This window comes from Paraburkholderia sp. BL25I1N1 (genome assembly GCF_003002025.1).
Lineage (GTDB): Bacteria > Pseudomonadota > Gammaproteobacteria > Burkholderiales > Burkholderiaceae > Paraburkholderia.
The window spans coordinates 1-16050 of sequence record NZ_PVZB01000022.1 but is presented as its reverse complement, the minus strand read 5'-3'; the positions used below and the strand labels follow the sequence as shown (position 1 = coordinate 16050).

At 61.7% G+C, this 16050-nt stretch carries 9 protein-coding genes; 6 read left to right on the top strand and 3 right to left on the bottom strand.

Features of this window, described 5'->3' with window-relative positions; all coding sequences use genetic code 11:
• Positions 1-12 precede the first annotated feature (12 nt).
• A complete protein-coding gene (gene catA, locus B0G73_RS28580; RefSeq protein ID WP_106284529.1) occupies positions 13-948 on the bottom strand; it encodes a catechol 1,2-dioxygenase in 936 nt (311 codons plus the stop codon).
• A 174-nt stretch (positions 949-1122) separates the two neighbouring features.
• On the opposite strand from catA, the gene B0G73_RS28575 reads away from it, so the two are divergent.
• Positions 1123-2046 carry a LysR family transcriptional regulator gene (locus B0G73_RS28575; protein WP_106284528.1) on the top strand — a complete coding sequence of 308 codons (924 nt, stop codon included), beginning with the start codon at positions 1123-1125 and terminating at the stop codon, positions 2044-2046.
• 286 nt (positions 2047-2332) lie between these two features.
• Here the strand turns inward: B0G73_RS28575 and B0G73_RS28570 are convergent, their stop codons facing one another.
• A complete protein-coding gene (locus tag B0G73_RS28570; RefSeq protein WP_106284527.1) occupies positions 2333-3796 on the bottom strand; it encodes a mechanosensitive ion channel family protein in 1464 nt (487 codons plus the stop codon).
• A gap of 587 nt (positions 3797-4383) precedes the next feature.
• Between B0G73_RS28570 and B0G73_RS28560 the strand changes: the two genes are divergently transcribed.
• A complete protein-coding gene (locus tag B0G73_RS28560) occupies positions 4384-5532 on the top strand; it encodes an MFS transporter (RefSeq protein WP_181196666.1) in 1149 nt (382 codons plus the stop codon).
• A 34-nt stretch (positions 5533-5566) separates the two neighbouring features.
• Here the strand turns inward: B0G73_RS28560 and B0G73_RS28555 are convergent, their stop codons facing one another.
• Complete coding sequence (locus B0G73_RS28555; RefSeq protein ID WP_106284525.1) at positions 5567-5851, bottom strand: hypothetical protein; 285 nt, start codon at positions 5849-5851, stop codon at positions 5567-5569.
• A 746-nt stretch (positions 5852-6597) separates the two neighbouring features.
• On the opposite strand from B0G73_RS28555, the gene B0G73_RS28550 reads away from it, so the two are divergent.
• The 4 genes from B0G73_RS28550 to B0G73_RS28535 all read left to right on the top strand — a co-directional run bounded on the left by B0G73_RS28550 (position 6598) and on the right by B0G73_RS28535 (position 15692).
• Entirely contained in the window at positions 6598-7434 is an 837-nt protein-coding gene (locus tag B0G73_RS28550) for an IclR family transcriptional regulator (RefSeq protein ID WP_106284524.1), read from the top strand.
• Between the two features lie 365 nt (positions 7435-7799).
• A complete protein-coding gene (locus tag B0G73_RS28545; RefSeq protein ID WP_106284523.1) occupies positions 7800-9215 on the top strand; it encodes an MdtA/MuxA family multidrug efflux RND transporter periplasmic adaptor subunit in 1416 nt (471 codons plus the stop codon).
• Between the two features lie 18 nt (positions 9216-9233).
• A complete protein-coding gene (locus tag B0G73_RS28540) occupies positions 9234-12368 on the top strand; it encodes an MdtB/MuxB family multidrug efflux RND transporter permease subunit (RefSeq protein ID WP_106284522.1) in 3135 nt (1044 codons plus the stop codon).
• Between the two features lie 3 nt (positions 12369-12371).
• Positions 12372-15692, top strand: coding sequence for an efflux RND transporter permease subunit (locus B0G73_RS28535; protein WP_106284521.1), 3321 nt, complete (start codon positions 12372-12374; stop codon positions 15690-15692).
• Positions 15693-16050: the final 358 nt, after the last annotated feature.

The following is a 16050-nucleotide window of genomic DNA, read 5'->3' as shown; positions in this document are numbered from 1 at the left end:
CGCGTTCAGCGCTCAGGCGTTGGCAGACGCGCGAAGACGATGCACGAGCTGGTTATCCTTGCCCTGAATCAGCGGAGTCAACTCGATGTCGAACTGGATTTCCTTATACGCATCGGTCTTCATTCCCAGCGCAGTGCCGCCGGTCTTTTCAACCACGTGGGGAATCAGATCTTCCCGAGTGGCGTAAGCGAAGTCGTCCCAGATCAACGGATCACCCTCGATATTGATTTGCGTCGTCAGCTTGCGGGAGTTGTCGGAGGTGACGAAGAAATGCACATGCGCGGGGCGGTTGCCATGGCGGCCGAGCACGTCCAGCAGTTGCTGGGTCGCGCCATGCGGCGGACAGCCATAGCCGACCGGCATGAGCGTACGGAACTCGTACTTGCCGTCGGAGCCGGTGCCGACCGCGCCGCGCAGATTGAAGTCGCTCTGCGCGCCGGTCGGGTCGAAGTGCGAATAGAAGCCTTTCGAGTTCGCGTGCCAGCATTCGACGAACGCGCCCGCTACGGGCTCGCCATCCGGGCCGGTTACCGTGCCGCGGATAACCAGTGGGCCGGCGTCATCGTCCGGATCGATATCGATTTTCGCCACGCCATCGCGCACCGGCGCACCGGCGACATACAGCGGACCTTCGATGGTACGCGGCGTGCCGCCGGTGATTTCAGCCGCCTTGTCCTCCGCGTCCATGCGGATGTCGAGGTATTTCTCCAGACCGAGACCGGCAGCCAGCAGCGCGGCTTCGCCGTCCTGGCCGAGCTTGTTGAAGTAGTGGACGCCGGCCCAGATTTCGTCGGGCGTCATGTCGAGGTCGTCGATGGCCTTGAACAGGTCGCCGAGCAGTCGATTGACTATCTGCTTTGCGCGAGCACCGCCGTCCTGGCTACCCACGTTGGCAGCGGCCTTCAGCAGGTCTTGCACCTCCTTCGTATCGAACACTTTGACGCTCATGTCTTCTCCTGAATCTCTATTTTCTGATCGGGTAAACCCTCGGTTTAGCGCCCTCCAGAATATGCCTGAGAGGTATAATGAGTGCTGAAACAGAGTGTGAATGCAGAATAATTGACCCGGGAAGGCGCCGTCCAACACTGATTTGGTATCGGTCTATATCTGCGAGGTATTGACATGGAACTGCGGCATCTTCGCTATTTCGTCGCCGTAGCCGAGGAACGCAATTTCACGCGCGCGGCACAGCGGCTCAACATGGCGCAACCGCCTTTGAGCCGGCAGATCCAGCAGCTCGAAGAGCTACTCGAGGTGCAGCTATTCCAGCGTGATTCGCGTCCGTTGAAGCTTACCGAGACGGGTAAGTTCTTCTATGCTCACGCCGTCCAGTTACTCGCCCAGACGTCCGAACTCGAATCCATGACGCGGCGCGTGGGCAACATCGAGCGCAGCCTCTCTGTCGGTTTCGTGGGTTCGACGTTGTATGGAATGCTGCCCAAAATCATCCGGCGCTTTCGCGACGAGAACACTACCGTCGAACTCAGCCTTCACGAGATGTCGACAATGGACCAGATCCGAGCGCTAAAAGACGGTCAGATCGATGTCGGGTTCGGTCGTATTCGGCACGAGGACGCCAACATCCGCCGGGTGATCCTTCGCGAGGAGAAGATGATCGTTGCACTCCCGGAGGGCCATCCACTCTCACTAGCGAAACCCGTCCTTGCTCTCAGCGACCTGGTCAACGAAACGCTGATTATTTTCCCTAAGGCGCCGCGCCCCAGTTATGCAGACCAGGTGCTGTCGGCATTCGAAGACCGCGGTCTCAAGCCGCGCCGGATCTATGAAGTGCGGGAGTTGCAGATTGCGCTAGGCCTCGTAGCAGCGGGGGAAGGCATTTCTGTCGTTCCGAGTAGCGTGTACGGCCTGAAGCGCGACGATGTGAGCTACAAGGAACTGGACGACCCTACTCTGGTATCGCCAATCATCATGAGCATGCGTGCGCTCGATGAATCGCGCGACATTCGGGAAATGCTTGAACTCATCTATCGGCTGTACGAGGAGGAAAAGATAAGCTTTGCACCCCGTAACGATTCGGGGCGGTGATGTCCGCCATGCCCCGGGGTTTGGCGCCACACGTCGACGGTGTTGGACAGCCGGTTATTGGACACGCGATACTTCAGCAACCCCTTTACTCCAATATGCGCGCGTTGCGACGAATGCCTGCGGCGGTTGGTCGACTACCCTCGGGATATTCAGAGCCGCACAACAACAGCTCACGCATAGGGTTACACAGATTAAAAGATCACCGGAGTGCTCGACCGGGAAAACGTCTTGCCTGTAGCGCAGCTTCCTGAAGTGGAAACCTATTTTCCGTGTGCGACGAAGGGACTCACGAATCGTTACGCAGAGAGTGCAGTTGCCGAACCTTGTCGAAAAGCCACTGGAAAACCGAATGGTCTGTCTCCTGCTCTGCAGGAATCGGCGTCATCAGCTTGCTGATTGCATTCTGACGATAGGCCAGCAGTTCACACATCTGCTTCGCCACTTGGGGATGCTCCTTCAGGAACGAAGTCATATCCTCCTTGCTTACCTGATATAGCAGGCAAGGGGTAAGTGTCGCAATGGAAACGTGCATAGGAAGTCCGGCGAGCAGCCCCGTTTCGCCAAATGTTTCGTCCGGTCCGATACGGGCAATTTCACGGGCGCCAGACGACTCAGTATAGGTAACGGCAAGTACGCCGGAGTGGACAATTGACAGACTATCCGGGACCGTTTCAGACGCCAGGACCTGTTGATTAGCCTGGTATTCGTGTCTGGAAAGTCGCGCTGCAAGCCGTGTTACTTCATCGCTTGTCAGGCTTTCGAATAGATTCACTCGTTTTAGAAGTGCTTCCTTGGCGTCATGCGCGGTAGCGGTTGGCGCGGGCATCCCTAGTGCGCGCAGTGCCACACCTGATGCCGCGAGATGCCGATAACAGAGGTCGAAAAGCTCGTTAGATGCAGATAGTTTTTTGGACATATCGTCGACAAAGCCGACCACCTCGTATTGCACCGAGTTCAACGTGGTGCGTTTCATGCGAGCGGAGGGAGCGGGAACGTCAAGGATGGCGTTGCACCCGGTCAGGGCGCGGCTCAAGGCGTCGAGCACGGTCTTCGGCCGTGCCTCCGGCTCAATCTCCAGGACCAGCGAGAGGCCGTGAACATTCGTCGGCCTACTGTTGTTGGATATTTTTGCCTTTGCGGCGACGGCATTGGGAACAATAAGAGTGTTGCCCTGACCGGTCAGCAGATGCGTGGCGCGCCAATTCATCTCGACGACCTTGCCTTCAACATCATCAATCTCCACCCAGTCGCCAACAGAATACGGCTCCGTGGTATTGAGTACGATTCCGGCAAAGACGTCGCTGAGTGTGCTCTGGATTGCGAGGCCAAGCACAATGGCGAGGGCACCCGACGTAGCAACGAGGCCGCGCACCGGCAGCTCGAGGACAAACCCAAGGGCGGCCACGACCGCGGCGAGGAATACCACCGCGCCGAATACGTCCGAGAATAGCCGCTGCCGTCGCCAGGCGCTGGGTAGTAGCAGCGTATCGAGCGAAAGCGTAAGCAGACGCGCTGCCATCAGCCACCAGATTATTTCAAGCACCTGCCCGACCCAGTGCAATTCGACGGCGTCCGCATAGGGCGCCTGGGTGAATGGGCTCAGGCCGGACGCGAAAAGTACCCAGCTCAGCACCGAAAAAAGCGTAAGCCGTATCAGGAGCCGAGCCAATTCATGCGCAGGGAGTCGGAAACGCCACACGACGATGTCGAGAGCGACGATACCGAATCCCAGAATCAGTGGATATTTCACAGACGCTCCTCAGCAGGCGACCTTGGGAGGATATCTCATCGTCTACGACTCACAACCGCTGCAGGTTCAACTTGCTAGTGATGAGCTGCGGCTAATCTGCGGAAAAGACCCCTGCCGCCGATATGCAGATGATTCGCATCCGAAGAGGTCCATTCGAGCATGTCGTTTGCGAGCAAAGTTGCAATCGCGCCAATCTGTTTCAGGTCTTCGCTCGGACCTGCGGGGTCGCCTGGATAATCGGCCCTGGCACTGGCCGTGTGTCGCATCATTGCTACGCTTGTGGCTTTATCGAGCGACCGCTCCAGATATTCGGCGAGTGTTCTCAGTAATTCCGGTGCGTGCTCCGGGTCAGGTGACCACGCGTTTGCATTGTCACACTTGCCATCATGACACAGCGGGCGGGTCACAGTCCGAGAACTCCCGCCCTGACTGTGCCGTGTGTCTCTCAGGCTGATTGCGTTTATCACAATCGCTCGGCGGTGTGACAATACTAGGATTGACACAGTCCATTACTAATCCGAGGACGCGTGCAGACAGATTCCCCCCAGCGTGCCAGTACGCTCAGCCAGATCCCCCGCGGCATCTGGATGCTGGGCTTCGTGAGCCTGTTCATGGACATCTCGTCCGAAATCATCCATAGCCTTCTGCCGATGTTCCTCGTGACAAGTCTCGGTGCGAGCGCCACGATGGTCGGCCTGATTGAAGGCGCGGCGGAGGCCGCTTCGCCCATCATCAAGATGTTTTCGGGCGCGCTGAGCGACTACCTTGGTAACCGGAAGTGGCTCGCGGTCATCGGATACGGCATGGGAGCGTTAAGCAAGCCATTGTTTGCGCTGGCGCCCACCGCGGGCATCGTATTGACGGCACGTGTGGTCGACCGGGTGGGAAAAGGCATTCGGGGTGCACCGCGCGACGCGCTCGTGGCTGACATCACTCCCGCCCATCTGCGTGGCGCGGCCTATGGCCTGCGGCAATCGCTCGACACAATCGGCGCCTTTGTTGGACCGTTGCTCGCGGTCGCCCTGATGCTGTTGTGGGCGGACAACTTCCGTCGGGTATTCTGGGTCGCGGTGGTGCCGGGACTTGTTGCCGTCGCGTTACTCGTTTTCGGTATCAGGGAACCTGCACCGCAGCCGGGAGCAAAGCGCGTCAACCCGATTAAGCTCGACAGCTTGAAGAAACTCAGCGGGCCTTATTGGTGGGTTGTCGGCGTCGGTGCAGTCTTCACGCTCGCACGCTTCAGCGAAGCCTTCCTGGTGTTGCGTGCGATGCAGGGTGGTATCCCGATAGCCCTCGTGCCTCTCGTCATGGTGGCAATGAATGTCGTGTATTCGCTGTCGGCGTACCCATTCGGAAAACTGGCTGACTCGATGAGTCACACCAGGCTGTTGGCCGCCGGCATTCTGGTGCTCGTCGCATCTGACATCGTGCTGGCTCATGGCAACTCATGGCCGGTTGTGATATTCGGGGTAGCCCTCTGGGGGCTGCATATGGGGTTGACTCAAGGTCTGCTGGCGACCATGGTCGCGCAATCGGCACCGCCCGAGCTGAAGGGCACTGCATTCGGCTTCTTCAACCTGATGAGCGGGCTGGCGATGCTTGTCGCCAGTGTCGTTGCCGGTCAACTCTGGGACCGCTTCGGAGCGAGTACGACGTTCTATGCCGGGGCGGGATTCTGTATCGCAACGCTGTTCGCGCTGGCGACCCGGCCATTGGCGCGCGACAGCAGGACATGACCTGGCGGCTACTTGCCGAGCCGCGAGTGACAAATCAGTCGTCGTCTTCATGGCGATGGTGTTCCCATCCACGGTGCCGGCCGTGGTCATGCCACCGGCGCTCGTCGCCGTAGTCGCCTTCATAGCGGTATCCGTAGCCATAGACCGGGGCCGGCGCGTAGACCACTGGCGGCGGCGCCTCGTACACGACCGGGGGTGGCGCGACATACATGGGACCAGGAACGCCCAGATAAACGCCGATGTCCGCGTGAGCGAAAGCCGCGCTGGACGCACAGGCAGCGGGGATTCCCACCGCGAGAAAAAGGGTAGCGCGTTTCATGAAGTTCTCCAGTCCTGCCCGGTTCTGGCGGATGCCAGACAACGACGAACGAGGCGGATTGTAGGGGGGCCAAGCCGTAGCAGGTGCAGCCGGATTGTCAATTCTGTAACAGGCGGTAATCGGAAAATCTCGCCGGTTTTAGAGGCTGATTACGACACGCTCGGGGAGTCGCCCGAGACATGAACACGCTCACCGATCTGGACCGGCGGCTGCGTTGTGTAGTTGAAGTTCACCACGCCCACTGGAAGGATGCGTGGTAGAGAATTGGAAGAGATTCCGGAAGCAAACTTTTTTGTGCGCTTGTACGCACAAAAAAAAAGGCGTCACGTTGCCGTGACGCCTTAAAAAGTTCTAGCCATTCCGAGGGCCGTGCTAGAACCTGAGAGACGGTATTCGAAAGTTGGGCCTGCGATGCGGCGCCTGTACAGAGCGCCGTAGATCGTTACGGTGGACTATGAGAAGACACTCGGCACAGACATTGTGCGGGCCACGGCAGGTTCGGAACTTCAAAATGCGGAACCTGAAACCGTCTTTCGAAATGAGATTCCATTTTTTATGGTTATGCTGACTAAGTCAAGCAAAATCTAAAGAGGCTTCGTTCGTGGCGGAAAAATATTCCGATACAATGAATCTTCCGATGAAAAATCACTTCGATGCCCCACGTTGGGGCCGCCGCCGGCGCTTTGAGAGAGGGCTCCAGCTTGGGCTACGAAGAAAGAAATTGAAATAAAGTTCCAAAAAAACACATGAACCGACCCACGCGCTCCCAAGCTGCCGCGGACCCGACCAGAGACAAAGACGGCTCCGGCGACGAAGTCACCGCCCTCGCGCGCGGCCTGACCGTGCTGCGCTCGGTCGCCGCCGCGGACGCGCCGCTCAGCAACCGCGAACTGACCGAGCTGACCGGCATTCCCAAGCCCACCGTCTCGCGCATCACCGCGACGCTGGTCAGCGCGGGCTTTCTGTTCCGGCTGCCGGACAGCGAGCGTTTCGTGCTGACTTCGTCGGTGCTCGAGCTGAGCAACGGCTTCCTGCGCAACTTCGATATCCGCGCTCGCGCGCGGCCGTTCCTGATCGAACTGGCCGAACGCACGGCGTTGTCCGTTCATCTGGCCGTGCGCGACCGCCTCGACATGGTGGTGATCGACGCGATCCGGCCGCGTTCGGCAGTGCTGGTGTCACGCCTTGAGATTGGCTCGCGCATGAATCTGAGCCGCACCGCCGTCGGCCGCGCCTATCTGGCTGCGCTCGAAGCACCGGAGCGGGAAAAATTGCTGATCGGCCTGCAGGCGGCTGAAGGCGACGACTGGGGCCACCTCAGCAGCCGACTCGACAGCGCATTGCAGGAAACCATCGAGCGCGGCTTCGCAATCGCCACGGGCGAATGGTACGACGGACTCAACGCGATCGCACTCGGTTTCACAGGACCATCGGGCGAGCGCTATGCGGTCAATTGCGGCGGTTCAGCCGATCAATGCCCACGCGACTGGCTGATCTCGCGTGCCGCCCCGGCGCTGCTCGAGTGCGTCGCGAGAATCGTGCTGGAGATCGGCGGCACGCCGGGGCGCCGCCTGGATACCTGAAGCGGCCGCAGGGCTCGCCGGCGAGCGGCGGAGGCTTTTGCAAGCAATCCTGTAACCTTCGTAATCAACAGAAAAATACGCGGGTGGACTGTTACAGAGCCCGCGACGTAGGATCATGCCTTCCTGCCGCGGGACGCGCGCCCGGCTTGCGGTTTTCTCCTTCGATAACGTTCCGGCCGCCTGTTTCGACGCCGCATTGCGCTAACATCGCTGTCCCGCGCCTTGGGTAGGATCGCGCGGAACGAGCGCGGTGCACCCGTTGTCGAAACCGCCTGTCATGCCATTCGCGTGCCGCTCCGCCGAACTGTCGAAACGGCGCGAACGCGCACGCGGCTCACATCCAAGCCAGTCACCTGACCGAACCGATGGACGAACAACAACAGCATTCGGAAACCACACGCCCTGTTCCTCCGGCTTCCCAACCGTCCTCCCGCAGCGGCCCCACCGGCACACCGAACCCGCCTCCGGGCATGGTGAAGCGGCACCGCGGCCGCAATATCGCGCTGATCATCGCCGCACTGGTCATCCTCGGGGTGGTGCTGTGGCGCTGGCACCCGTGGGGCAGTCCCGGCGGCGCAGCGAGCGCGGGCGATGCGAGCGGTGCCCGCGCCGGCCGCGCTGGACGGGGTGCAGCGATGGGCAATATGCCGCAGCCCGTTCGCGTGGCGGCCGCGACGCAGGGCGAAATGCCGGTGGTGCTGACCGCACTCGGCACGGTCACGCCGCTGGCTAACGTCACCGTGCTGCCGCAATTGAGCGGCGTGTTGCAGGACGTGTATTTCAAGGAAGGCCAGATGGTCAGGAAGGGCGACGTGCTGGCCCAGATCGACCCCCGCCCCTATCAAATCTCGCTGGATAACGCGCAAGGCACGCTCGCCCGCGACGAGGCTCTGCTGCAAACCGCCCGCCTCGACCTGAAGCGTTATCAGACGCTGCTCTCGCAAGACTCCATCGCCAGCCAGCAGGTGGATACGCAGGCCTCACTGGTGCGTCAATACGAAGGCACGGTGAAGTCCGACAAAGCCAATATCGACACCTACAAGCTCGACCTCGTCTACGCGCGCATCACCGCGCCGGTGTCGGGACGCGTCGGTCTGCGCCAGGTCGATCCGGGCAATTACGTCACGCCGAGCCTGACCAACGGCATCGTCGTGATTACGCAGTTACAGCCGATCAGCGTGATCTTCACGACCTCTGAAGACAACCTTCAGCAGATCATCCAGCAGACCCAGTCGGGCGCGAAGCTCTCGGTCACCGCGTATGACCGCAGCAACACCACCTCGCTCGAAGGCGGCATGCTCGAAACGCTGGACAACCAGATCGACACCACCACCGGCACGGTCAAGCTGCGCGCGATCTTCCAGAACAGCAAGAATCTGCTGTTCCCGAATCAGTTCGTCAATGCGCGCCTGCTGGTCGATACGATCAAGGACGCGGTGATCGTGCCGACGCCGGCGGTGCTCAACGGTTCGATGGGCCCGTTCGTGTACGTCGTGAAGGCCGATAACACCGTGACGGTGCGCCCGGTCAAGCTCGGCCCCGTGGATGGCGAGCGCACCAGCATCAAGTCCGGCCTGGCCGTCGGCGAGCGCGTCGTGATCGACGGTTCGGACCGTCTGAAGGAAGGCGCGAAAATCACGATTCCGGCCGACAAGCCTCGTGGTGCCTCAGGCGCCTCAGGTGCCACAGGCGCCTCGGGCGCCCGTGGCGCGGCCGCTGCGTCGGGCGCATCCGGCGCGCACGCGCATCATGGCAAACACGCGGCGCAAGCCTCGCAATAAAGGCACGGCACCTACCGCATGAATCCATCTCGCGCCTTTATCCTGCGTCCCGTCGGCACCGCGCTGCTGATGGCGGCGATCATGCTGGTCGGTCTCGTCGCGCTGCGCTTCCTGCCGCTCTCGGCGCTGCCCCAGGTCGACTATCCGACCATCCAGGTGCAGACCTTCTATCCGGGCGCAAGCCCGGACGTGATGACGTCGTCGGTCACCGCGCCGCTCGAGCGTCAGTTCGGGCAGATGCCGTCGCTCAATCAGATGTCGTCGCAAAGCTCGGCCGGCTCGTCGATCATCACGCTGCAGTTCAGCCTCGACCTGCCGCTCGATATCGCCGAGCAGGAAGTCCAGGCCGCCATCAACGCGGCCGGCAATCTGCTGCCGTCGGACCTGCCCGCCCCGCCGATCTACGCCAAGGTCAATCCAGCCGACGCGCCGATCATCACGCTCGCGATCACCTCGAAGACGCTGCCGCTCACGCAGGTGCAGGATCTGGCCGACACGCGCCTCGCGCAGAAAATCTCGCAGGTGGCGGGCGTGGGTCTGGTGAGCCTGTCGGGCGGCCAGCGCCCGGCCGTGCGGATTCAGGCGAACCCGCGCGCGCTCGCTGCGTACGGTCTGAACCTGGACGACCTCCGCACCACGATTTCGAATTTGAACGTCAACACGCCGAAGGGTAACTTCGACGGCCCCACGCGCAACTACACGATCAACGCGAACGACCAGTTGACCGACGCCGACGCCTACAAGAGCGCCGTGGTGGCGTACAAGAACGGCCGCGCGGTGATGCTGACCGACGTCGCCAACATCGTGCAGGGTGCGGAGAACACCAAGCTCGGCGCGTGGGTCGACGGCACGCCCGCCATCATTCTGAACGTGCAGCGCCAGCCGGGCGCGAACGTGATCCAGGTGGTGGACAGTATCAAGAAGCTGCTGCCGCAGTTGCAACAGGCACTGCCCGCCGCGCTCGACGTGGAAGTCGTCACCGACCGCACCACCACGATCCGCGCATCCGTGCGCGACGTGCAGTTCGAACTGGCCATGTCGGTCGTGCTGGTCGTGCTGGTCATGTATCTGTTCCTCGCCAACGTCTACGCGACCATCATTCCGAGCCTTTCGGTGCCGCTCTCGCTGATCGGCACGCTCGCCGTGATGTACCTGTGCGGCTTCTCGCTCGACAACTTATCGTTGATGGCGCTGACCATCGCGACCGGCTTCGTGGTGGACGACGCGATCGTGATGATCGAGAACATCGCGCGTTACGTAGAAGAAGGCGAAGCCCCGCTCGAAGCCGCGTTGAAGGGCTCGAAACAGATCGGCTTCACGATCATTTCGCTGACGGTCTCGCTGATCGCCGTGCTGATTCCGCTGCTCTTCATGGGCGACGTGGTCGGCCGCCTGTTCCACGAATTCGCCATTACGCTTGCCGTGACGATCGTGATTTCGGCGGTCGTGTCGCTCACGCTCGTGCCGATGATGTGCGCCAAACTGCTGCGTCACGCGCCGCCGCATGAGAGCCATCGTTTCGAAGCCAAGGCGCACCGCGCGATCGACTGGGTGATCGCGCGTTACGCGGTCGCGCTCACGTGGGTGCTGAACCGGCAACGCTCCACGCTGGTCGTTGCTGTGCTCACGCTGGTGCTGACCGGCGTGCTGTACGTGTTCATTCCGAAGGGCTTCTTTCCGGTGCAGGACACCGGCGTGATCCAGGCGATCACGCAGGCGCCGCAGTCGGTGTCGTATGCGTCGATGGCCGAGCGTCAGCAGGAACTTGCCGCGCAGATCCTGAAAAATCCGGATGTGGAGAGCCTGACCTCGTTCATCGGCGTGGACGGCAGCAATATCACGCTGAACAGCGGCCGCATGCTGATCAACCTGAAGCCGCGCGACGACCGTAGCAACACCGCGAGCGAAGTGATCCGCCAGTTGCAGCAGGACGTGGCGCATATCGCCGGCGCGTCGCTGTACATGCAACCGGTGCAGGATCTGACGATCGACTCGACCGTCAGCCCGACGCAGTACCAGTTCATGTTGACCGATGCGAACATCGGCGAATTCACTACGTGGGTTCCCAAGCTGGTCGAGCGGCTGAAGCAGTCGCCCGAACTCGCCGACGTCGCCACCGACTTGCAGGACAACGGCCAGTCGGTCTACATCGAAATCGACCGCGCCACCGCATCGCGTTACGGCATCACGCCGGCCACTGTGGATAGTGCGCTGTACGACGCGTTCGGCCAACGCATCATCTCCACCATCTTCACGCAGTCGAATCAGTACCGCGTGATTCTGGAAGCGCAACCGGCGATGCAGCATTACACCGAATCGCTGAAGTCGATCTATCTGCCCTCTTCCACCTCCACGGGCGGCCAGGTGCCGCTGTCGTCGATCGCGCGCTTCATCGAAAAGCCCGCGCCGCTGCTCGTCACGCATCTGAGCCAGTTCCCGGCCACCACGGTGTCGTTCAACCTCGCGCCGGGTTCGTCGCTCGGCGCGGCGGTCAAGGCGATCGATCAGGCGAAGAAGGACATCGGCTTGCCCGCGTCGTTCCAGACGCGCTACCAGGGCGCGGCGCTGGCGTTCCAGGCGTCGCTGTCGAACGAGCTGTTCCTGATTCTCGCGGCGATCGTCACGATGTATATCGTGCTGGGCGTGCTATACGAGAGCTTCATCCATCCGATCACGATTCTCTCGACGCTGCCTTCGGCCGGCGTCGGCGCGTTGCTGGCGCTGCTGATCACCGGGCATGATCTCGACATCATCGGCATCATCGGGATCGTGCTGCTGATCGGTATCGTGAAGAAGAACGCGATCATGATGATCGACTTCGCGCTCTACGCCGAGCGCGAAGAAGGCAAACCGCCGCGCGAAGCGATCTACCAGGCGTGCCTGCTGCGCTTCCGGCCGATTCTGATGACCACGCTCGCCGCCCTGCTCGGCGCGCTGCCGCTGATGCTCGGCACCGGCGCAGGCTCGGAATTGCGCCGTCCGCTCGGTATCGCGATTGCCGGTGGCCTGATCGTCAGCCAGTTGCTGACGCTGTTCACCACGCCGGTGATCTACCTCGCATTCGACTCGCTCGGCCGCCGCGCGCGCGAGCGCTTCAATCGCGGCGGGCCGTCCAAAGGCGCCACGCCGCCCGTCAGCGATGCAGGGAACTGAGCGATGAATCTGTCGCGTCCGTTTATCTCCCGCCCGGTCGCCACCACGCTGCTGGCGATCGGCATCGCGCTGGCCGGCATTTTCGCGTTCACCAAGCTGCCGGTCGCGCCGCTGCCGCAGGTCGATTTCCCGACCATTTCGGTGCAGGCCTCACTGCCTGGCGCGAGTCCGGATACCGTGGCGACCAGTGTCGCCAGTCCGCTCGAACGGCATCTCGGTTCGATCGCCGACGTCACCGAAATGACCTCGTCGAGTTCGGTGGGCTCGACGCGCATCACCATGCAGTTCGGCCTGAATCGCGATATCGACGGCGCCGCGCGCGACGTGCAGGCCGCCATCAACGCAGCGCGCGCCGATCTGCCGGCGAGCTTGCGCAGCAATCCGACTTACCACAAGGTCAATCCGGCCGACGCGCCGATCCTGATTCTTGCGCTCACGTCGAAAACGCTCACGGCCGGCCAGTTGTACGACTCCGCGGCCACCGTGCTGCAACAGTCGCTGTCGCAGGTGGACGGCGTCGGCGAAGTGGACGTGAGCGGCTCGGCCAACCCGGCCGTGCGTGTCGAACTGGAGCCGAATGCGCTCTCGCACTACGGCATCGGTCTCGAAGACGTGCGCGCGGCGCTCGCCGCGGCCAACGCGAACAGCCCGAAAGGCTCGATCGAATTCGGCCCGAACCGCGTGCAGATCTATACCAACGACCAGGCCAGCAAGGCGTCGCAATACAGGGATCTGGTCATTGCCTATCGCAACGGCGCGGCGGTGAAGCTCTCCGACGTGGCCGAGGTGGTCGATTCGGTCGAAGATCTGCGCAACCTCGGCCTCTTCAACGGCAAGCGTTCGGTGCTGGTGATCCTGTACCGCCAGCCGGGCGCGAACATCATCGACACCATCGACCGTGTCACGGCAATGCTGCCGCAACTGCACGCGTCGCTGCCCGCGGACGTCGACATCGCGCCGGCCGCCGACCGCTCCACCACGATCCGCGCCTCGCTGAAAGACACCGAGTTCACGCTCGTGGTCGCGGTCGCGCTGGTGGTGATGGTGGTGTTCCTGTTCCTGCGCAACTGGCGCGCCACGCTAATCCCCAGCGTGGCCGTGCCGATCTCCATCATCGGCACGTTCGGCGCGATGTACATGCTCGGTTTCTCGATCGACAACCTCTCGCTGATGGCCCTGACCATCGCGACCGGCTTCGTGGTCGACGACGCGATCGTGGTGCTGGAGAACATCTCGCGGCATATCGAGAATGGCGTGCCGCGCATGAAGGCGGCTTTCCTCGGCGCACGTGAAGTCGGCTTTACCGTGCTGTCGATCAGCATTTCGCTGGTCGCCGTGTTCCTGCCGATTCTGCTGATGGGTGGCATTGTCGGCCGCCTGTTCCGCGAATTCGCACTGACGCTCTCGCTCGCGATCGGCGTGTCGCTGATCGTCTCCCTCACGCTCACGCCGATGATGTGCTCGCGCCTTCTGCGCGAGCCGCACGAGCAGAAGGAAGAAGGACGTTTCGGCCGCTGGCTGGAACGCGGCTTCGCGTCGATGCAGCGCGGCTATGAGCGCACGCTCGGCTGGGCGCTGCTGCATCCGCGCCTGATCGTGACGATCCTGCTGCTGACCATCGGCCTGAATGTGTGGCTGTACATCATCGTGCCGAAGGGTTTCTTTCCGCAGCAGGACACGGGCCGGCTGATCGGCGGCATTCAGGCCGATCAGTCCACCTCGTTCCAGTCCATGAAAGGCAAGTTCGCGCAGATGATGGAGATCGTCGGCAAGAATCCGGCGGTGGAAAGCGTGGCCGGCTTTACCGGCGGACGGCAGACCAATTCCGGCTTCATGTTCGTGACGCTGAAATCGAAGTCCGAGCGCAAGGCCTCTGCCGATCAGGTGATCCAGCAACTGCGCGAGCCGCTCGGCGACGTGGCCGGTGCGCGGACTTTCCTGCAGGCGGTGCAGGACATTCGCGTCGGCGGACGGCAATCGAACGCGCAGTACCAGTTCACGCTGCTGGCCGATTCGACGCCCGACCTGTACCTGTGGGGCCCGAAGCTCACCGAGGCGTTGCAGGCGCGCCCCGAACTCGCGGACGTGAATTCCGACCAGCAGCAAGGCGGCCTCGAAGCGATGGTGACGATCGACCGCGCCACCGCGGCGCGCCTTGGCATCAAGCCGGCGCAGATCGACAACACCTTGTACGACGCGTTCGGCCAGCGCCAGGTGTCGACGATCTATAACCCGTTGAATCAGTATCACGTTGTGATGGAAGTCGCGCCGAAGTACTGGCAGAGTCCGGACATGCTGAAGCAGATTTACATCAGCACGTCGGGCGGCAGCGCGAGCGGCGCGCAGACCACCAACGCTCCGGCAGGCACGGTGACGAAGGAGACCGGCGCCGCGACAACCACGTCCACGAGCGCGACGACGGGCGGCACGGCGGGCACGACCGCTTCGAGCGCGGCGAGCATTGCCGCCGACTCCGCGCGCAATCAGGCGATCAATTCGATTGCGGCGAGCGGCAAGTCGAGCGCGTCGTCGGGCGCGGCGGTGTCGACGGCGAAGGAAACGATGGTGCCGCTGTCGGCGATCGCGAGCTTCGGGCCGGGCAGCACGCCGCTTTCCGTGAACCACCAGAGCCAGTTCGTGGCCTCGACGATTTCGTTCAATTTGCCGCCGGGCGTTTCGCTGTCGACGGCGACTCAGGCGATTTACGACACGATGGCGCAGATCGGCATGCCGGGGACTATCCACGGCAGTTTCCAGGGGACCGCGCAGGCGTTCCAGCAGTCGATGTCCGATCAGCCGATTCTGATTCTGGCCGCGCTGGCCGCCGTGTATATCGTGCTGGGGATGCTGTATGAGAGCTATATTCATCCGTTGACGATTCTGTCGACGCTGCCTTCGGCGGGCGTGGGCGCGTTGCTGGCATTGCTGCTGTTCAAGACGGAGTTCAGCATCATCGCGTTGATCGGGGTGATTCTGCTGATCGGGATCGTGAAGAAGAACGCGATCATGATGGTGGACTTTGCTATTGAAGCGTCCCGGCATGGTTTGTCCTCGCGGGATGCGATTCATCAGGCTTGTTTGCTGCGGTTTCGGCCGATCATGATGACGACTTTTGCTGCTTTGTTGGGGGCGTTGCCGTTGGCGTTTGGGCGCGGGGAAGGGGCCGAGCTTCGGGCGCCGCTTGGGATTGCTATTGTGGGTGGGTTGATTGTTAGTCAGATGCTGACGCTTTATACGACGCCGGTTGTGTATCTTTATATGGATCGGGTTCGGGTCAGGTGGGAGGGCCGGAAGGGTCGGCGGGCTGGGGCGGCTGCTAGTTGATGTTTGTTGTGGTGCGTGGGTTTTTTTTTGTTGTTGGCCTTTTCTTGATTTGTTTGTGGTCTATTAGCGTTGCCCCTGTGCGGGGCGGCACTTACTTCTCTTTGCCGGCCGCAAAGAGAAGTAAGCAAGAGAAAGCGGCTCACACCGCTAATTCTTAAGCGGGTCCCCCGCACAGCCGCGGTAGTGGTGCATCTGGAATCAGTGTTTCCGCACATTCGGCGTGAGTGACACAGCAGTCATTCTTCCGGCGGCGCTGCGCGCGCGGACCTATCCGTAATTTCGTGGGCGGGGCATATCATGAGGGATCAAGGTCATGGATATGCCGATGAAAAAGAAACGCACCGTCGCGTCTCAGGCA